The following is an 18461-nucleotide window of genomic DNA, read 5'->3' on the forward strand; positions in this document are numbered from 1 at the left end:
AAATGAACAAAATTAAACATTTTAAAGCATTTACTTTAATAGAAATGCTTTTAGTATTACTCATAATTAGTCTACTTTTAGTATTAATAATCCCTAATATTTCAAAACAATCTAAACATATTCAGACAACAGGATGTAAAGCACAGCTAAAACTTATAGATAGTCAAATTCAAGCTTATACATTGAAATTTGGACAACCACCTAACACTATAGATAATCTAGTAAGCGAGGGATTCATCAAGGATGAACAAAAATCTTGTAAAAATGGTCAAACAATAGCAATAAACAATGGTGAGGCTGTTGCAAGCTAAGCCAGCATTTTCTTATTTAGAATTAATCATTGTTATGCTCATTCTGTCCACTATGCTCTATTTACAATTCAATAATAAAATTCAATCTTCGTCTTTTTATTCGACGGATAATCAAATTAAACAGCTAATTACAGAAATACAGTATTTAAAATCTAAAGCAATTAAAGAGGAGCAATCAATTGTATTAATATTTAGACCAGATAGTAATTCAATAAAAATTATCGATGCACAACATAATATGTATCAGCCATTATTAATAAAAAATGGCACTATTCATCCGTATACTAACCTTAAATATATAACTTTTGACAAAGATGGTCATAATCATCAATTTGGTTCACTCTATGTTCAATTAAATCATGCAATGTATAAAATTATATTTCATATTGAAAAAGGAAGAATCCGATATGAAAAACTATAATGGTTCTGTGCTACTAGATGCACTATTTTCGTTTTTAATGCTTAGTACTTTATGTATTACGTTACTTCCACTATTAAATATTTCTAATAATAAATTGAATGATCAACATAGTGATTTAGAATTAAAGCGAGTTTTATACAACAAACTTATTAAGACGCCAAAATTACCAGAAAATACTAATTTTAATCAATATATAATAACGAATCGCGATAAAATGATTTGCATTAAAAAGGAGACGACTAATAAAAAAGTATGTTATCAACAAAAAAGTTAAAGCATTTACAATGATTGAAATGATGCTAGCCATGTTAATTATGTTAATACTCGTTCAATTAATACCATTCTTATTAAAGACTATAGTTATATTTAACACTAACATAACTAGCGTCGCCGATATTGAATTAGAATTTTTCCTAAGAGACATGATTAAAGATTATAAAGAAACAAATAAGGTCACGATAGTAAACAATAGCAATATCAGATTTCAGAAAGATGATACGACATATTATTATAAATTCAAAAACAATAAAGTTATTAAAGAAGTTAATAACAGTGGCAACATCACTATGTTATATAATGTTATGGCTTTTAACGTGACTGAGTTAAACAACGATAATTTTTTAATAGATATTAAACTGCAAGACAAAGGTGAAATAATTGAAAAAACATTATATTTTTAAAGGTAATGGCTATTTCTATCCTTTTGTGATGAGCTTTTTTATGCTATATTTATTTTTAATATCATTTTATATTATAAATTATAGTTTGAAATTGAAGACACTATCGAACATAAACGATTATTACGATAATCAAATTCAAAGACAACTAGTGGAGGAAGAGTAATTTCATGGATAGCAGTATAACACCAATTGTTTTAATAGGTTTTATGGGTACAGGTAAAACAACGCTTGGCCAATACATGGCTAAATCTAACCATCTTTCTTTTGTGGATTTAGATCATTATATCGTTCAACAAGAACACCAAACGATACCCGAAATATTTGATTCGATAGGTGAACAAGGTTTTCGCCAACTAGAAGCTAAATATTTGAAAGATTGCTTAGCTTACTACGATATCATTTCTACTGGTGGAGGTATTATAGAAGGCGACGAATCTTATCAATTATTAAAAAATGTTAGTAACGTGATTTGGTTAGATTGTGATATTAATATTTTATACGACCGTATTAAAAATGATCAAAATCGTCCCAATGCGAATAATAAAACACTTTCCTCACTAAATGACTTGTATTTAACTAGAGTTTCAAGATATAATGAAATCGCATTCATCAAAGTCATCAGTGATATGACTTTAAATGAATTACAAACAACTATAATAGAACGCTTAACAAGCGATTGATCAGTGTTGGAGAGAATGACAAAGTTTGGATGTCATCGCCGAAGGTGCAAGTTTAACGAAACTCTCAGGCAAAAGGATAACACTGTGACGCATTCCTGGATGAAGAAACAGGGTAGCTTTAATTAGCTATCCTGTTTTTTAATATATAAATTAGGAGGTAGCATAATGACGAATGACCTAAAAAAAACGCCGCTTTATCAAACTTTTGTTGATAGTGATGCAAAAATTGTAGAGTTTGGTGGATGGGCTATGCCTGTACAATTTTCAAGTATTAAAGATGAGCACATTGCAGTAAGAACTTCTGTAGGTATCTTTGATGTCAGTCACATGGGAGAAATATTAATCAAAGGTACAGAAAGTGCTCAATTTATCCAATATATTCTTTCTAATGATACTGACCAAATAACAACTGATAAAGCACAATACACTGCTTTATGTAATGAAAATGGTGGTGTTATTGATGATTTAATCACTTATAAACTAGATCAAGATACATTTTTATTAGTAGTTAACGCTGCTAATACTGATAAAGATTTTGATTGGATTAAATCTCATGCTAATGATTTTGATGTTGAAGTAGAGAATGTTTCAAATCAATATGGACAATTAGCTGTACAGGGACCTGAAGCTAGAAAACTAATACAACAAGATGTAGATTTTGATCTTTCATCAATGAAACCATTTGATGTAGCTCATAATGTTTCTTATTTAGGTAAAACTATTATGCTTTCTCAATCCGGTTATACTGGTGAGGATGGCTTTGAAATTTATTGTGAAGCAAACGATTGTGTTATTTTGTGGAATCACTTTATCGAGCATGGGGTTACTCCGTGTGGCTTAGGTGCAAGAGATACATTGCGTTTAGAAGCCGGTTTACCGTTACATGGACAAGATTTAAGCGAAACAATTACACCGTATGAAGGTGGCATAGCATTTGCAGCAAAACCACTGATTGACGCTGATTTTATTGGGAAATCTGTTTTAAAAGAACAAAAAGAGAATGGTTCTAAACGTAGAACTATCGGTATCGAAATGATTGATAAAGGTATTCCTCGTACTGGATATGAAGTTTTAAATCTTGATGGCAATCAAATCGGAGAAGTTACTTCTGGAACACAATCACCACAAAGTGGTAAATCTATTGGGTTGGCAATAATTAACAGAGATGAATTCGAATTAGATAAAGAAATACTAGTGCAAGTTCGTAAACGTCAAGTTAAAGCTAAAATTGTCAAAAAAAATCAAATTTCTAAATAACTAAAAAGGGGTGTCCGCAGTGAGTCATCGTTATATTCCATTAACTGAACAAGATAAACTAGAAATGCTAGATGTCATAGGTGCAAAGTCTATTGATGAACTTTTTGGAGATGTACCAAAAGACATATTATTAAATAGAGAATTGAAAATTGATGATGGGGAGTCAGAAACTTCTTTATTTAAAAAACTTAATAATATCGCTAAAAAGAATGTTACTAAAGAAACACATACTTCTTTTTTAGGTGCCGGTGTATATGATCATTACGCTCCTGCAGTAGTAGATGCAATGATTTCTAGATCAGAATTTTATACTGCATACACACCTTATCAACCGGAAATATCACAAGGGGAATTACAAGCAATTTTCGAATTCCAAACTTTAATTTGTGAATTAACTGGTATGGATATAGCAAACTCTTCTATGTACGATGGTATGACTAGTTTTGCAGAAGCTTGTATTTTAGCATTTAGTCAAACTAAAAAGAATAAAATCGTAGTTTCTAAAGGGTTACATTATCAAGCACTTCAAGTATTAAAAACATATATACAAACACGTGCCGAATTCGAGTTAGTCGAAGTTGATTTAGATGGCACAATAACTGATTTAGCTAAATTAGAAGAAGCTGTAGATGATGATACCGCTGCAGTTGCAGTTCAGTATCCAAACTTCTACGGCTCAATCGAAGATTTAGAAAAAATACAATCCTTTATTAATGACAAAAAAGCACTATTCATTGTCTACACAAATCCAATTTCTCTTGGTTTATTAACGCCACCTGGTGATTTTGGTGCGGATATTGTAGTTGGCGATACTCAACCATTTGGTATACCAGCTCAATTTGGTGGTCCACATTGTGGTTTCTTTGCAACGACTAAGAAATTAATGCGTAAAACGCCTGGTCGTTTAGTAGGTCAAACTGAAGATGAAGATGGCAATCGTGGATTTGTATTAACGTTACAAGCACGCGAACAACATATTAGACGTGATAAAGCGACTTCAAACATCTGTTCAAACCAAGCACTCAATGCATTGGCATCGTCTATTTGTATGTCAGCTTTAGGAAAACAAGGTTTACAAGATATCGCAGTTAGAAACTTTGAAAATGCTAATTATGCCAAAGATCAATTTAAGAAGAATGGGTTTGAAGTGTTAGAAGGTACTTCATTTAATGAATTTGTCGTTAAATTTGATCAACCTATTGCTGAAATTAATGCCAAATTAGTTGATGAAGGTTTTATTGGAGGCTTTGATTTAAAAGAAGTTGACGCAAAATTAGATCAACACATGTTGGTGGCAGTAACTGAATTAAGAACTAAAGCTGAAATAGATACATTTGTTGAGAAAGCAGGTGAAATCAATGGTAGTAAGTAAATCCACTCCATTAATTTTTGAACGTTCTAAAAAAGACCGCTATGCATATACATTACCTAAAAAAGAAATAGAGAGTAACGCTGTTGAACAGTTACTTGATGAAAAATTTATTCGTAAAAACAAAGCTGAATTTCCTGAAGTATCTGAATTAGATTTAGTTCGTCACTATACTGAATTATCAAATAAAAATTTCGGCGTAGATTCTGGCTTTTATCCACTAGGTTCTTGTACGATGAAATACAACCCAAAAATCAATGAAAAAGTTGCACGTATTCCTGGATTTGCTGAAGCACATCCATTACAAGAGGAATCACAAGTGCAAGGATCATTAGAAATAATTTATAATTTACAAGAAGAATTAAAAGAGATTACTGGTATGGATGAAGTGACGTTACAGCCAGCTGCTGGGGCTCATGGTGAATGGACTGCGTTAATGATTTTTAAAGCATATCACTTAAAAAATAATGAAGGTCATAGAGAGGAAGTTATAGTTCCAGATTCAGCGCATGGTACAAATCCTGCATCTGCAGCATTTGCTGGTTTCAAAGCTGTAACAGTTAAATCTAATGAACGTGGAGAAGTCGATGTAGAAGACTTAAAACGTGTTGTAAACGAAAATACAGCTGCAATTATGTTAACCAACCCAAATACGTTAGGTATTTTCGAACAAAACATAATAGAAATTAGAAACATTGTACATGAAGCAGGTGGCTTATTGTATTATGATGGCGCTAATTTAAATGCGATTATGGACAAAGTAAGACCTGGTGATATGGGCTTTGACGCTGTACATTTAAACTTACACAAAACATTTACAGGACCACATGGTGGCGGTGGACCAGGTTCAGGACCTATAGGTGTTAAAAAAGAATTAGCTAGCTTTTTACCTAAACCAATGGTCGTAAAAGAAAATAATACGTTCAAATATGATAATGATATTAAAGACTCTATTGGTCGAGTTAAACCATTTTATGGTAACTTTGGCATTTATTTAAGAGCTTATACTTATATTAGAACAATGGGTAATATAGGTTTAAAAGAAGTTTCAGAAGCAGCTGTGCTCAATGCTAACTATATTAAAGCTCGATTAAGTAAACACTTTGCAATTCCTTACGAACAATATTGTAAACATGAATTCGTGTTAAGTGGTTCTAAACAAAAAGAACATGGCGTACGTACATTAGATATGGCTAAACGACTATTAGACTTTGGTGTGCATCCACCAACAATATACTTCCCATTAAATGTCGATGAAGGCATGATGATTGAACCAACAGAAACAGAATCAAAAGAAACATTAGATTACTTCTGTGACACAATGATACAAATTGCAGAAGAAGTTGAAAACAATCCAGACATTGTGTTGGAAGCACCACATACGACTATTATAGATCGTCTAGATGAAACTAAAGCTGCACGTAAACCAGTACTTAAATTCGAACGATTAGAAGAAGAAAAATAATAACAAGTTACTTAATTATGACGGTTTCTATTAAATTTAAATAGAAGCCGTCATTTAATATTATTTTAAGTGTTTATGAATTTAGTGAGTAAATTTGCTTCAAGTAACAGTTTAAAAATAAAATAAAAAAGACTAAGTTATTGTAATATAACTCAGTCTCAATAAATTATGTTCAAACTATATCTAATCTTTTTAAATTAACCATTTAAGTGGTTTATTTTTTTGATTTAATTTTGCCTGTCCATTTTTTATAGCCACCTTTTAACATGTAGATGTCAGTGTAGCCATTCTTTTTCAAGATTCTTGCGGCACGATAACTTGCTATTCCATTTGCATCACAAAGGTAAATAGGTTGGTCTTTTCTTAAACCTTGAAATCTTTGTTTAAACATTGTAATAGGTATGTTGCGAGCTCCAACAATGTGCCCATATTCGTAATCAACTTTTTCCCTTACATCAATAACTTGAGCTTTTCTTAAACCATCATGAAAATCATTTTGATTTAATTCTGTAACTGCTCTTTTATTGATTAATTGGTTGATTAACATATAAGCAATGATAATAATTATTAATGCTAAAGCTATAAACCAAAAGTTACTCATCTTGCATCCTCCCTATTTTCTCGATAATATATATTATAAGACTGTTAGAACGATTTATCAAAAGATATTTTTTAAAAATATTAAAGTTTTGTAACCGATATCATTAAACAGTTCCTATACTTTTTAAATATGATTGGAGTTTTTATAGTGACTGAAACATGGCATTTTATTAACACTGGTAGTAACGACCCATATTACAACATGGCAATGGACGAAGCTTTATTGAATTTTGTTTCTAGGGGCGAAATTGATCCAGTTATTAGATTTTACACTTGGAATCCAGCCACATTATCTGTAGGTTATTTCCAAAGGTTAACAAAAGAAATTGATGTCGACAAGGTTAATGAGAAAGGTTATGGCCTAATTCGACGTCAAACAGGTGGTAGAGGAGTATTACACGACAAAGAACTTACTTATAGTGTGATAGTGCCTGAATCACATCCGAATATGCCATCGACCGTTACAGAAGCATACAGAGTGATCTCAGAAGGGCTTTTAGAAGGATTCAAACAGCTAGGTTTCGATGCTTATTTTGCAATACCACGTTCTAAAGAAGAACGTGAAAAATTAAAACAACCACGAAGCGCTGTATGTTTCGACGCGCCAAGTTGGTACGAATTAGTTGTTGAAGGGCGCAAAATTGCTGGTAGTGCGCAAGTCAGACAAAAAGGCGTTATTTTGCAACACGGTTCATTATTGCAAGATGTTGATATTGATGACTTATTTGATATGTTCATCTTTAAAAATGACAGATTAAAAGAGAAAATGAAACAAGCATTTGTAGATAAAGCTGTAGCAATCAATGATATCGCTACTAAACATATCACTATTCCAGAAATGGAAGAAGCTTTTGAAGCTGGATTTAAAAAAGGCTTAAATATAGAATTCAAACCATTAACTTTAACGTCTGAACAACAAAATGAAGTAAACGAACTTATAGAAAAATATAAATCTGATGAGTGGAATTACCGTAAATAATAACATTAAAAGAGAACTTTACAAGATTGATGTAAAGTTCTCTTTTTAATTTACTTTAAAGTTTTTAACGTTTTCTATGCTGCTTTTTAGCTTTACGTACTGCTTTTTTATATTTTCTTTGATCTTCAGTTAAGAAGAAGAAGTAATATATACCATAAATGATTGCAGCTATTATAGCGAAACTGACGAGCATTTTCACAAGACCAAAAACAAAATCATCTAAATTCATAAATAGTCCAAATGCTGCAATCGCAATAACTATATAAAATAAAACTCGTTTCATTTAATTCCTCCCAAATTACTTCAAGGCTAATTACTATTTATATTAACATTTGAAAGAGCATGTTGTCCTTTTTGAATCTTTTTCTTATCTTTTGCAGCATAACCATCTTTAATCGTTTCTAATGCACTTGTAAGTTTTTTATCTAAATTTTTAATACTTTTATCAGTAGATTTGTCAGACGATGACATTTCTCCTTTATCAATGTTTGTTGAATAATTAGAATAAGCTTTATCTGCATCATTTGTTACATTTTCAATTTTCTCTTGAATTTTGTTGTCACCTTTATTTTTGGTAATATCATCTTCAATATTTTTATAATTTCTAATCACTTCAGTAATATCATCATAATAGTTAGAAGATGCTTTCAAATAGGATGCTTTGTTTTTATTGCTTTTAGCTTTTTTAACGTCATCTTTATCTTTTTTCAGAGAACTTATTTTTTCATTTTGAGATGAGATTTGTTGATTTAAATCTTGAATTTCGGATTTTAACTTATGATTTTCATCGTGTAATTTACTCGATTTTTTCTCTAATGGGGCTAAATTTTGACTACCACATCCTGCTAATAACGATGTAGCCGCTATGATTGAAATGATTTTCTTTTTCATTATTATCTCCTAGTTTAAAAACTATAATTATTGTATGTATTTATGCTATCATTTTAATGTATAAAGAAAAAATGTACAAATTTATCGAATAGGGGGATGTATTATGAGTAGATTAAATCAATTGAATACATATATTGAAGAAAAACATTTAGATGGTGTCGTAGTACTGTCGGACTTTAATAGACGTTATTTATCAGGTTTCACTGGTACGAGTGGCGCTTTAGTTATTACCAAAGACCATCAATACTTAATTACTGACTTTAGATATATTGAACAGGCAACATCACAAGCAACTGAATTTAAAATCATCGAACAAACTGGTGGTTTAATTGATGAAGTCAAACAACAAATTAAAAATTTAGGACTAGAAAACGTTGGTTTTGAAGGAAATTTAGTAAGCTATGATACATATTTACAATTAAGTAAATCTAGCGTTAGTCTAATAAGCATAAGTGGTGCTATTGAAAAAATTAGAGAAGTTAAAGATGATAATGAGATAGCAATCATTCAAAAAGCAGCTGAAATTGTAGACGAAACATATGAATATGTATTATCTATAGCTAAAAGTGGTATGACTGAACAAGAGTTAAAAGCCAAATTAGAAAGTAAAATGCTAGAGCTTGGTGCAGAAGGTACTTCATTTGATACGATCGTAGCTTCTGGTTATCGTGGCGCATTACCACATGGCGTAGCGAGCGAAAAAGTAATCGAGCAAGGAGAATTAATCACACTAGACTTTGGTGCTTATTACAAAGGTTATTCTTCAGATATAACACGTACTTTTGCTATTGGCGAACCAGACGAGAAAATGAAAGAAATTTATCAAATCGTGTTAACTGCTAACCAAAAAGGTATAGAAGCTGCAAAAGCTGGAATAACAGGTAAAGAATTAGATGCCGTTGCTAGAGACTACATTACTGAACAGGGATACGGTGAAGCTTTTGGACATTCATTAGGTCATGGTATTGGATTGGATGTTCATGAAGGTCCAGCACTATCTAAAAAATCTGATAGCTTATTGCAACAAAATAATTGTGTTACAATTGAACCTGGCATTTATGTTGATGGTTTAGGTGGAGTTAGAATCGAAGATGACATTTTAATAACAGAAAATGGTTGTGAACTCTTTACTAAATGCACAAAAGACCTTATTATTTTATAGAAGAGCGTAAAGTTGAGGAGGAAACTGAATGATTTCGGTTAATGATTTTAAAACAGGTTTAACAATATCAGTAGATAACGGTATTTGGAAAGTTATTGATTTCCAACACGTAAAACCGGGTAAAGGTTCTGCGTTCGTACGTTCAAAACTACGTAACTTAAGAACTGGAGCTATCCAAGAAAAAACATTCCGTGCAGGCGAAAAAGTAGAACAAGCTATGATCGAAAACCGTCGCATGCAATATTTATATGCTGATGGTGATATGCACGTATTTATGGATAATGAAACTTTTGAACAAACTGAATTAGCAGCAGACTATTTAGCAGACGAATTAAAATATTTAAAAGCTAACATGGAAGTTCAAATTCAAAGTTATGAAGGCGAAACTATTGGTATCGAGTTACCTAAAACTGTTGAGTTACAAGTAACTGAAACTGAACCAGGTATTAAAGGTGATACAGCAACAGGTGCTACTAAATCTGCAACTGTTGAAACTGGTTATACTTTAAACGTTCCTTTATTCGTTAATGAAGGTGACGTACTTGTAATTAATACAAGTGATGGTAGTTACATTTCAAGAGGATAAAAACTACTTAATATAATATTAAAACCTTTCCAATCGAAATTAGAAGGTTGGAAAGGTTTTATTTTGTAAAAAATACATAGACGGCACATTTTAAAGTGGTAAAATTACTTTAAAATGTTGTTCTGTACTTATATATACTTGAATTGATATTTTCACTCGAGTAAAATAAACAAAGTAGATGAAAACATTCTGAAGGAGTTATTTTTATGAATTTTAAAGAGATAAAGGAATTAATAGAAATTTTAGATCAATCGAGTCTAACTGAAATTAACATTGAAGATAAAGGCAATGTAGTCAACTTAAAAAAAGAAAAAGAAACTGAAATAATCACTCCACAAATATCACAGCAACCAATGCAACAAGTAGCTCCTCAACAAGAAATTGCTACTGCACCTGCTGCGGCTAATAATGTCGACAACACTGCGAATGGCGCTGCGGATACGAGTGGTAAAACAATTAACGCACCGATGGTTGGGACTTTCTATAAATCACCATCACCAGAAGAAAGCGCATATGTACAAGTCGGAGATTCAGTTTCAAATGATACGACTGTATGTATCTTAGAAGCTATGAAACTATTTAATGAAATCCAAGCCGAAGTTACCGGGGAAATTGTTGAAATATTAGTAGAAGACGGTCAAATGGTAGAGTATGGCCAACCGTTATTTAAGGTGAAATAATGAAGAAAATATTAATAGCAAACCGTGGAGAAATTGCTGTACGCATTATCCGCGCATGCCATGAATTAGGACTACAAACAGTTGCTATTTATTCTGAAGGGGATAAAGATGCATTACATACTCAAATTGCTGATGAAGCATACTGTGTTGGTCCTACCCAATCTAAAGATTCATATTTAAACATACCAAATATTCTTTCTATCGCAACTTCAACTGGTTGTGATGGCGTACATCCCGGATACGGTTTTTTAGCTGAAAACGGAGATTTTGCTGAGTTATGTGAAGCTTGCCAATTACAATTTATTGGACCAAGTTATGAATCAATTCAAAAAATGGGTATTAAAGATATTGCTAAAGAAGAAATGAAAAAAGCGAATGTACCAGTAGTACCAGGTAGCGAAGGTCTTATAAAGTCTATTGATGATGCTAAGAAAGTTGCTTCTGATATTGGTTATCCGGTAATTATTAAAGCTACTGCTGGTGGTGGCGGTAAAGGCATTCGTGTAGCTCGTAATGAAAAAGAACTAGAAAACGGCTACAAAATGACACAACAAGAAGCTGAAACTGCTTTCGGCAACGGTGGATTATATTTAGAAAAATTCATCGAAAACTTTAGACATATAGAAATTCAAATAATTGGCGATAAACATGGTAACGTTATTCATTTAGGTGAAAGGGACTGTACAATTCAGCGTCGTATGCAGAAATTAGTCGAAGAAGCACCTTCACCAATTCTTTCAGAAGAAAAGCGTGAAGAGATGGGTAATGCCGCCGTCAGAGCAGCCAAAGCCGTTAACTATGAAAATGCCGGCACTATAGAGTTTATATTTGATTTAGATTCAAATAATTTCTACTTTATGGAAATGAACACGCGTATTCAAGTGGAGCATCCAGTAACTGAAATGGTAACTGGTATTGATTTAGTTAAATTACAATTAAAAGTAGCAATGGGTGAAGCAATTCCATTTACTCAAGAAGACGTTACTATTAATGGACATGCTATGGAGTTTAGAATAAATGCTGAAAATCCATACAAAAACTTTATGCCGTCACCTGGTAAAATAACACAATATTTAACTCCTGGTGGTTTTGGTGTACGTATTGAGTCAGCTTGTTATACTAATTATACAATTCCACCATATTATGACTCTATGGTAGCGAAACTTATAGTCCATCAACCTACTAGAGAAGAAACGATAATGAGTGCTATTCGTGCATTAGAAGAATTTGTCGTCTTAGGTATAGATACTACGATTCCTTTCCATATTCGTTTATTAAATAATGATATCTTCAGAAGCGGCGAATTTAATACTAAGTTTTTAGAAGAACATAATATCATGGATACAGATGAATCTAACTAGGAGGTCTGTATATGGTAAAGATTTCAGAACAAGCTCAAACCAATCTAGGTGAAATAGAAATATCAACAGAAGTTATTGCAAGAACAGTGAGCATTGCAACTTCACAAATTGATGGATTACATGGTCATTTTAAAGAGCTAAAAAATGCTGATTTTGACACAATTACTCAAAGACAGTTAAATAAAGGTTTAAGAATTGCAATTGAAAATAATTCAGTTTATGTCGATATTTATTGCGCTTTTGAATATGGCGTGAATATTGCTGAAACTGCAAAAAATATTCAACAATCTGTATATAATTCTTTAAAATCACTAACTTCTATTGAACCAGAACAAATAAACATACACATTTCACATATTGCTACTGAGCAAGTGAATAACAACAAATAATAGTTAACAGTTAAATAAAAAATAAGTCTGTATGAAAGTGTTATAGATTGTTCTACATGCTATAATCTTTGCAGACTTCTTTCTTAGTATTAACTTAGACATTAACTTGACTTAAGGAGCATAACATGAGTAGAAAAGAATCAAGAATGCAAGCCTTCCAAACGTTATTTCAAATTGAAATAAAAGATAACTCATTATCAATTGAAGAAGCAATAGACTTCATTAAAGATGATAACGAGGATTTAGACTTTGAATTTATTCATTGGTTGGTTACAGGCGTAAAAGATCATGAACCAGTGTTAGATGATAAAATCCAACCCCATCTAAAAGAATGGACAATTGATAGATTATTAAAAACCGATCGTATCATTTTAAGAATGGCGACATTCGAACTATTAAACAGCTCAACACCACAAAAAGTTGTAATTAATGAAGCAGTAGAACTTGCAAAACAATTTAGCGACGACGACCATTATAAATTTATTAATGGTGTTTTAAGCAATATTGAATAAAAGAGTGATAAACTATGGCCGATTATTTAAGTGTTTCTGCATTAACTAAATATATAAAATATAAATTTGACCAAGACCCACACCTTCAGTCTGTTCTTATCAAGGGCGAATTGTCTAATTTTAAGAAACATTCAAGCGGTCATATGTACTTTAACGTAAAAGATAAAAACAGCGTAATTAATGCTATGATGTTTAAAGGTGCTGCGAACAACTTAGATTTCGAACCCAAAGAGGGCGACGAAGTTCTTATTGAAGCACGAGTATCTGTTTATGAAAGAAGAGGCAATTATCAAATATATGTCAATAAGATGCAAATTGATGGTATAGGAAATCTTTATCAAAAATTAGAAGCACTTAAGAAAAAATTAACTCAAGCGGGTTACTTTAACCAAGAACATAAAAAGACGATACCTAAATTCCCTAAAAGAATAGCTGTGTTAACTGCAGGCACTGGTGCAGCAATAAGAGATATTCATTCGACTATTAACAGTCGATATCCACTAGTCGAACAAGTACAAATTAATACGTTAGTTCAAGGCGAACAATCAAAACAAGATATTATTGAAAAATTACAATATGCAGACACATTAGATGTAGATACTATAATTATTGGCCGTGGTGGTGGTTCCATAGAGGATTTATGGAACTTTAATGAAGAGGAAGTAATTAAAGCAATTTTTAATTGTGACACGCCTGTAATTTCAGCCGTTGGTCACGAAACCGATTTTACATTGAGTGATTTTGTCGCAGATGTTAGAGCAGCCACTCCTACACAAGCTGCGGTAATTGCTACACCTGATCAACAAGAACTGTATCAACAAATTGCACAGGTTAAATTATTTTTAACGCGTAATATTAATCAGTTTATTCAGCAACAGCGCAAACAATTAGAACATACGTCTTCATACTACAAATTTAAAACACCATCATTACTTTATGACCAACAAATTCAAAAACGAGATGACCTTGAGAAACAATTAAATGCTTCCATCACAATGTTGATTAGTCGTTCTCAGCAACGTTTACAATTACTGGATAGTAAATTTAATTTAAAAAAATTCAAATTAGATATTGAAAGATATCAAAAAGTTACTTCTCAGAAACAACAAGAGCTCGTTAAAGTTTTAAAAAATAGTATTAGTTTAAGACAGCAAAATCTCGCTAATAAATTAGAAAACTTAAATACTTTAAGTCCTACAAATACAATGTTACGTGGGTATACTATAGTTAATAAAGAACAACAGGTAATTACAAGTACTAAAGATTTATCAGAAAATGATAGCATCGTTTTAACCATGAAAGACGGTACTGTTGATGCAAAAGTACAGAAAGTTAGGTGCGAAGATGACGAATAAAAAGCAAAGTTTTGAAGAAATGATGGAAGAACTTGAATCAATCGTTCAAAAGTTAGATAACGAAAATGTTTCGTTAGAAGAATCGTTAGATTTATATCAGCGTGGAATGAAATTATCAGCATCATGCGAAGAAACATTAAAAAATGCTGAAAATAAAGTGAATGAGTTAATAAAAGAAGAAGATGACACAGACGAGGAACAAAACAATGAAAAAATTGATGGATAAATATATTTCTGAAATCGATGCTGCAATAACTCACGCTATAACTACATCAAATTTAGGAACTAACTTAGAAGAAAGTATGACTTATTCCCTAACTGCCGGTGGTAAACGAATTAGACCTGTTTTACTTTTATTAACTTTAGATATGCTAACAAATGATTACAAAAAAGGACTTGCACCAGCGTTAGGTGTGGAAATGATTCATACATACTCATTAATACATGATGATTTACCAGCTATGGATAATGACGATTACCGTAGAGGTAAATTAACAAATCATAAAGTTTATGGTGAATGGAAAGCAATTTTAGCTGGAGATGCGCTATTAACTAAAGCATTTGAAGTAGTTTCTCACGACGAATTATTATCTGATAGTGTTAAAATTAAATTAATCAAACGTTTGTCATCTGCTAGTGGTCATTTCGGTATGGTAGGTGGTCAAACCTTAGATATGCAAAGTGAGAATACAGCAATTGACGTTACAACTTTAGAGCAAATTCACCGTGCTAAAACAGGCGCACTTATTTCATTCGCTGTAATGGGCGCAGTAGATATAGCACAACCAGATGAAAAAGTTGCTCGCGCGTTAAGCGATTACAGCGACCATATTGGTTTGATGTTCCAAATTAAAGATGATTTGTTAGATGTATACGGTGATGAACAAAAATTAGGTAAATCTGTAGGTAGTGATATCGAAAATGATAAAAGCACTTATGTTTCATTATTAGGTTTAGAAGGTGCCGAACAAAAATTACAATACCATACGGATGCTGCATATAACTGTTTGACCCAATTACCTGATCAATATGATACTTCATCTCTTAAATATATTATTGAATTATTTATCAATAGAGAATCATAGTATTTTAGGTTGAGATTATAGGCGATTATACAAGAAATATTATTTTTACTATATTTCTTGTATACAATGTTTTAATATTAGATTTATGCATGCTATTAAAATCTAATAAACGTCATTATGCCTATGTAATCTTAACCTTTTTGTGTGACTTTGTATTAAAAGAACCAATTTTATACATGTAATATTCATGTAAGTTGCATATTACACATTGATACAACATTATTTTACATAGTCAAAAACTGCATTTATTATGCTCTAACACAATTAACTGTAAAATTTCATAAGAAGATTACTGCTAATGTCTTTAGTAGTAGATAAATCATGCTTATGGTAAAATCAATGTATAAATATTCGTAATTAGAGGTGTTTGTTATGGCAAAAAAATCAGTAAGGCATATAAAAATAAGAGAAATAATCTCAAATGAAAAGATAGAAACACAAGATGAATTAGTAAAGCGTCTAAATGACTATGAACTAAATGTTACGCAAGCAACTGTTTCTCGTGACATTAAAGAACTACAGTTAATTAAAGTACCTACACCGACAGGCCAATATGTTTATAGTCTTCCAAACGATAGAAAATATCATCCTTTAGAAAAATTAGGCCGTTATTTAATGGATTCCTTTGTAAATATAGATGGTACTGAAAACTTACTTGTCCTTAAAACTTTACCTGGTAATGCGCAATCCATCGGTGCAATTTTAGATCAAATAGCATGGGAAGAAGTTTTAGGCACTATATGTGGCGATGATACTTGTCTAATTATATGTCGTGATGCTGATGCAAGCGAAAATATCAAAACTAGAATCTTTAACTTATTATAGTTTTAGGAAGTGATACAACTATGTTACAGACCTTATCAATTAAGCAGTTTGCAATAATTGACGAACTTGAAATTAATTTTAGTGATGGCTTGACAGTGCTTAGTGGTGAAACTGGCGCAGGTAAATCGATCATAATTGATGCGATAGGTCAACTTATTGGAATAAGAGCATCTTCAGATTTTGTAAGACATGGTGAAAAAAAAGCAATTATAGAAGGAATATTTGATATAGATAATAGTAAAGAAGCAATTACAATTCTTGAAGACTTATCAATTGATACCACGGAAGACTTTCTCATCGTTAAACGTGAGATATTTAGCACTGGAAAGAGTATGTGTCGTATCAACAACCAAATTGTGACGCTACAAGATTTAAGAAAAGTAATGCAAGAATTGTTAGATATTCATGGCCAACACGAAACACAAACACTTCTAAAACAAAAATATCATTTACAATTATTAGATAACTATGCTGAGGGTCGTTATGAAAATTTATTATCTGACTACACGCAAACATATCAAGCATATAAAACTAAGAAAAAAGAATTACAAGATTTAGAAAATGCCGACCAAGCATTACTTCAACGTTTGGATTTGCTTAAATTCCAAAATGACGAGCTGAAAGAAGCGAATTTAGATGAAAGTGAATCTGAGCAACTTGAGCAAGACATTAAACGAATTCAAAATTCAGAGAACCTAAGTCTCGCATTAAATAATGCACATATTACATTAACAGACGAACATGCTATAACTGATAGACTGTATGACTTAAGTAATCAATTAAGTGCCATAGACGAAATCTTGCCAGGCAAATACGCTGAATTAAAAGAAAATGTTGATCAATTTTATTACACGCTAGATGATGCTAAGCATCAGTTATATGATGAATTAACAAATACAGAATTTGATGAACAGTATTTAAATGAATTAGAATCTAGAATGAATTTATTAAACAATTTAAAACGTAAATATGGCAAAGATATTCCTGAACTTATTAAATATCAAGAAAAGATAGAACATGAGATTAATAAAATCGAAAATTATGAAGAAAGTACTTCACAACTACGTAAAGATATTGAAGCTTTATATAATGACGTCATTGCTATTGGTAAAAAACTTTCTACAGAAAGACGCAAAGAAGCACAAACTTTACGAGACCATATTGTAGAAGAAATTCAAAATTTACAAATGAAAGATGCCAATTTGGAAATTTCTTTCAAACCTTTAGATGAACCTAATAATGAAGGTATAGAATTTGTTGAATTTCTTATTAGTCCAAATAAAGGTGAACCTCTTAAAAGCTTGAATAAAATTGCTTCTGGTGGTGAACTTTCAAGAATTATGTTGGCTCTGAAAACTATTTTTGTTAAATCACGAGGACAAACTGCAATTTTATTTGATGAAGTAGATTCAGGTGTGTCAGGTCAAGCAGCACAAAAAATGGCTGAGAAAATGAAAGATATTGCTCAACATATTCAAGTTATTTGTATTTCTCATTTACCTCAAGTCGCATCGATGAGTGATCATCATTTATTAATTAGCAAAGCATCAAATGATGACCGCACAACTACAAAAGTAAAAGAGCTTTTAGATGATGAGCGTATCGATGAAATTGCACGAATGATTTCAGGTGCTAGCGTAACAGATATTACGAGACAAAATGCCAAAGAAATGTTAGAACAAAATAGTAATTAATTAGTATTTCTTATTCTCCTTATAAAACGTAAATTACTAAAGTTTATCTCGTTTACGTTTTATAAGGAATATTATGAAATTAAATTAGTACCTAGTACTAATTTTTCACTAAATGTTACATCTCACATACTATAATAAAACTGAAAAGTTTAGTAAATT

Annotated in this window: 23 protein-coding genes and 1 riboswitch; of the genes, 20 read left to right on the top strand and 3 right to left on the bottom strand. The window is 31.6% G+C overall.

Annotated features, from left to right (window positions below):
- Window positions 1-2: 2 nt before the first annotated feature.
- The 8 genes from comGC to gcvPB all read left to right on the top strand — a co-directional run bounded on the left by comGC (window position 3) and on the right by gcvPB (window position 6183).
- Window positions 3-311, top strand: coding sequence for a competence type IV pilus major pilin ComGC (comGC, locus tag C7J89_RS08170; RefSeq protein ID WP_103295107.1), 309 nt, complete (start codon window positions 3-5; stop codon window positions 309-311).
- Window positions 292-732 carry a competence type IV pilus minor pilin ComGD gene (gene comGD, locus C7J89_RS08175; protein ID WP_233432455.1) on the top strand — a complete coding sequence of 147 codons (441 nt, stop codon included), beginning with the start codon at window positions 292-294 and terminating at the stop codon, window positions 730-732. The genes comGC and comGD overlap by 20 nt, the downstream gene beginning before the upstream one ends.
- Complete coding sequence (locus tag C7J89_RS08180; protein ID WP_103295109.1) at window positions 719-1006, top strand: hypothetical protein; 288 nt, start codon at window positions 719-721, stop codon at window positions 1004-1006. Before comGD ends, C7J89_RS08180 begins: the two co-directional genes overlap by 14 nt.
- On the top strand, window positions 990-1412 hold the full coding sequence (gene comGF, locus C7J89_RS08185) for a competence type IV pilus minor pilin ComGF (protein WP_267895088.1): 423 nt from the start codon (window positions 990-992) through the stop codon (window positions 1410-1412). The genes C7J89_RS08180 and comGF overlap by 17 nt, the downstream gene beginning before the upstream one ends.
- A 167-nt stretch (window positions 1413-1579) precedes the next feature.
- Complete coding sequence (locus C7J89_RS08195) at window positions 1580-2092, top strand: shikimate kinase (protein ID WP_103295711.1); 513 nt, start codon at window positions 1580-1582, stop codon at window positions 2090-2092.
- A riboswitch (glycine riboswitch) is annotated at window positions 2089-2182 on the top strand. Its footprint overlaps the gene before it by 4 nt.
- 75 nt (window positions 2183-2257) lie before the next feature.
- Entirely contained in the window at window positions 2258-3349 is a 1092-nt protein-coding gene (gcvT, locus tag C7J89_RS08200; protein WP_103295710.1) for a glycine cleavage system aminomethyltransferase GcvT, read from the top strand.
- A 19-nt stretch (window positions 3350-3368) separates the two neighbouring features.
- Window positions 3369-4721, top strand: coding sequence for an aminomethyl-transferring glycine dehydrogenase subunit GcvPA (gene gcvPA / locus C7J89_RS08205; protein WP_103295709.1), 1353 nt, complete (start codon window positions 3369-3371; stop codon window positions 4719-4721).
- On the top strand, window positions 4708-6183 hold the full coding sequence (gene gcvPB, locus C7J89_RS08210; RefSeq protein ID WP_103295708.1) for an aminomethyl-transferring glycine dehydrogenase subunit GcvPB: 1476 nt from the start codon (window positions 4708-4710) through the stop codon (window positions 6181-6183). Before gcvPA ends, gcvPB begins: the two co-directional genes overlap by 14 nt.
- Before the next feature lie 214 nt (window positions 6184-6397).
- On the opposite strand, the gene C7J89_RS08215 is transcribed toward gcvPB, so the two are convergent.
- On the bottom strand, window positions 6398-6784 hold the full coding sequence (locus C7J89_RS08215; protein WP_061854596.1) for a rhodanese-like domain-containing protein: 387 nt from the start codon (window positions 6782-6784) through the stop codon (window positions 6398-6400).
- Window positions 6785-6931: 147 nt separating this feature from the next.
- Here C7J89_RS08215 and C7J89_RS08220 point away from each other — a divergent pair, with 147 nt between their 5' ends.
- Window positions 6932-7762 (top strand): lipoate--protein ligase family protein, encoded by an 831-nt coding sequence (locus C7J89_RS08220; protein WP_061854597.1) that lies wholly within the window; start codon window positions 6932-6934, stop codon window positions 7760-7762.
- A gap of 64 nt (window positions 7763-7826) precedes the next feature.
- Here the strand turns inward: C7J89_RS08220 and C7J89_RS08225 are convergent, their stop codons facing one another.
- Both C7J89_RS08225 and C7J89_RS08230 read right to left on the bottom strand, forming a co-directional pair.
- A complete protein-coding gene (locus C7J89_RS08225) occupies window positions 7827-8045 on the bottom strand; it encodes an SA1362 family protein (protein WP_061854598.1) in 219 nt (72 codons plus the stop codon).
- Between the two features lie 26 nt (window positions 8046-8071).
- On the bottom strand, window positions 8072-8653 hold the full coding sequence (locus C7J89_RS08230) for a hypothetical protein (RefSeq protein ID WP_106884406.1): 582 nt from the start codon (window positions 8651-8653) through the stop codon (window positions 8072-8074).
- A 103-nt stretch (window positions 8654-8756) separates the two neighbouring features.
- Here C7J89_RS08230 and C7J89_RS08235 point away from each other — a divergent pair, with 103 nt between their 5' ends.
- The 11 genes from C7J89_RS08235 (at window position 8757) to recN (ending at window position 18302) form a co-directional block, all read left to right on the top strand.
- Window positions 8757-9815, top strand: a complete 1059-nt coding sequence (locus C7J89_RS08235) for a M24 family metallopeptidase (protein WP_061854600.1) — start codon at window positions 8757-8759, stop codon at window positions 9813-9815.
- 28 nt (window positions 9816-9843) lie between these two features.
- Window positions 9844-10401 (top strand): elongation factor P, encoded by a 558-nt coding sequence (gene efp, locus C7J89_RS08240; protein WP_061854601.1) that lies wholly within the window; start codon window positions 9844-9846, stop codon window positions 10399-10401.
- Between the two features lie 206 nt (window positions 10402-10607).
- A complete protein-coding gene (gene accB / locus C7J89_RS08245; RefSeq protein ID WP_103296094.1) occupies window positions 10608-11081 on the top strand; it encodes an acetyl-CoA carboxylase biotin carboxyl carrier protein in 474 nt (157 codons plus the stop codon).
- On the top strand, window positions 11081-12442 hold the full coding sequence (gene accC, locus C7J89_RS08250; RefSeq protein ID WP_103296095.1) for an acetyl-CoA carboxylase biotin carboxylase subunit: 1362 nt from the start codon (window positions 11081-11083) through the stop codon (window positions 12440-12442). Before accB ends, accC begins: the two co-directional genes overlap by 1 nt.
- Before the next feature lie 11 nt (window positions 12443-12453).
- Window positions 12454-12831, top strand: coding sequence for an Asp23/Gls24 family envelope stress response protein (locus C7J89_RS08255; RefSeq protein WP_103296096.1), 378 nt, complete (start codon window positions 12454-12456; stop codon window positions 12829-12831).
- 125 nt (window positions 12832-12956) lie between these two features.
- A complete protein-coding gene (gene nusB / locus C7J89_RS08260; RefSeq protein WP_061854605.1) occupies window positions 12957-13343 on the top strand; it encodes a transcription antitermination factor NusB in 387 nt (128 codons plus the stop codon).
- A gap of 14 nt (window positions 13344-13357) precedes the next feature.
- The gene (gene xseA / locus C7J89_RS08265) at window positions 13358-14698 is read left to right on the top strand and encodes an exodeoxyribonuclease VII large subunit (RefSeq protein ID WP_103296097.1); all 1341 of its coding nucleotides are present in this window, start codon (window positions 13358-13360) and stop codon (window positions 14696-14698) included.
- Entirely contained in the window at window positions 14688-14924 is a 237-nt protein-coding gene (locus C7J89_RS08270; RefSeq protein WP_061854607.1) for an exodeoxyribonuclease VII small subunit, read from the top strand. The genes xseA and C7J89_RS08270 overlap by 11 nt, the downstream gene beginning before the upstream one ends.
- A complete protein-coding gene (locus C7J89_RS08275) occupies window positions 14905-15783 on the top strand; it encodes a polyprenyl synthetase family protein (RefSeq protein WP_103296098.1) in 879 nt (292 codons plus the stop codon). The genes C7J89_RS08270 and C7J89_RS08275 overlap by 20 nt, the downstream gene beginning before the upstream one ends.
- A gap of 372 nt (window positions 15784-16155) precedes the next feature.
- The gene (gene ahrC, locus C7J89_RS08280; protein WP_048793615.1) at window positions 16156-16608 is read left to right on the top strand and encodes a transcriptional regulator AhrC/ArgR; all 453 of its coding nucleotides are present in this window, start codon (window positions 16156-16158) and stop codon (window positions 16606-16608) included.
- A gap of 20 nt (window positions 16609-16628) precedes the next feature.
- On the top strand, window positions 16629-18302 hold the full coding sequence (gene recN, locus C7J89_RS08285) for a DNA repair protein RecN (protein WP_061854609.1): 1674 nt from the start codon (window positions 16629-16631) through the stop codon (window positions 18300-18302).
- The last annotated feature ends 159 nt before the right edge of the window (window positions 18303-18461 follow it).

The sequence above is a fragment of the Staphylococcus kloosii genome, assembly GCF_003019255.1.
In the GTDB taxonomy this organism is placed as follows: domain Bacteria; phylum Bacillota; class Bacilli; order Staphylococcales; family Staphylococcaceae; genus Staphylococcus; species Staphylococcus kloosii.

Coding starts and splice junctions, on each gene's coding strand:
- C7J89_RS08230 (WP_106884406.1), bottom strand. CDS start 8,653: ATGAAAAAGAAAATCATTTCAATCATAGCGGCTACATCGTTATTAGCA.
- C7J89_RS08225 (WP_061854598.1), bottom strand. CDS start 8,045: ATGAAACGAGTTTTATTTTATATAGTTATTGCGATTGCAGCATTTGGA.
- C7J89_RS08215 (WP_061854596.1), bottom strand. CDS start 6,784: ATGAGTAACTTTTGGTTTATAGCTTTAGCATTAATAATTATTATCATT.
- C7J89_RS08180 (WP_103295109.1), top strand. CDS start 719: ATGAAAAACTATAATGGTTCTGTGCTACTAGATGCACTATTTTCGTTT.
- ahrC (WP_048793615.1), top strand. CDS start 16,156: ATGGCAAAAAAATCAGTAAGGCATATAAAAATAAGAGAAATAATCTCA.
- gcvPB (WP_103295708.1), top strand. CDS start 4,708: ATGGTAGTAAGTAAATCCACTCCATTAATTTTTGAACGTTCTAAAAAA.
- C7J89_RS08270 (WP_061854607.1), top strand. CDS start 14,688: ATGACGAATAAAAAGCAAAGTTTTGAAGAAATGATGGAAGAACTTGAA.
- accC (WP_103296095.1), top strand. CDS start 11,081: ATGAAGAAAATATTAATAGCAAACCGTGGAGAAATTGCTGTACGCATT.
- C7J89_RS08235 (WP_061854600.1), top strand. CDS start 8,757: ATGAGTAGATTAAATCAATTGAATACATATATTGAAGAAAAACATTTA.
- comGC (WP_103295107.1), top strand. CDS start 3: ATGAACAAAATTAAACATTTTAAAGCATTTACTTTAATAGAAATGCTT.
- recN (WP_061854609.1), top strand. CDS start 16,629: ATGTTACAGACCTTATCAATTAAGCAGTTTGCAATAATTGACGAACTT.
- xseA (WP_103296097.1), top strand. CDS start 13,358: ATGGCCGATTATTTAAGTGTTTCTGCATTAACTAAATATATAAAATAT.
- gcvT (WP_103295710.1), top strand. CDS start 2,258: ATGACGAATGACCTAAAAAAAACGCCGCTTTATCAAACTTTTGTTGAT.
- accB (WP_103296094.1), top strand. CDS start 10,608: ATGAATTTTAAAGAGATAAAGGAATTAATAGAAATTTTAGATCAATCG.
- C7J89_RS08255 (WP_103296096.1), top strand. CDS start 12,454: ATGGTAAAGATTTCAGAACAAGCTCAAACCAATCTAGGTGAAATAGAA.
- C7J89_RS08275 (WP_103296098.1), top strand. CDS start 14,905: ATGAAAAAATTGATGGATAAATATATTTCTGAAATCGATGCTGCAATA.
- efp (WP_061854601.1), top strand. CDS start 9,844: ATGATTTCGGTTAATGATTTTAAAACAGGTTTAACAATATCAGTAGAT.
- nusB (WP_061854605.1), top strand. CDS start 12,957: ATGAGTAGAAAAGAATCAAGAATGCAAGCCTTCCAAACGTTATTTCAA.
- C7J89_RS08195 (WP_103295711.1), top strand. CDS start 1,580: ATGGATAGCAGTATAACACCAATTGTTTTAATAGGTTTTATGGGTACA.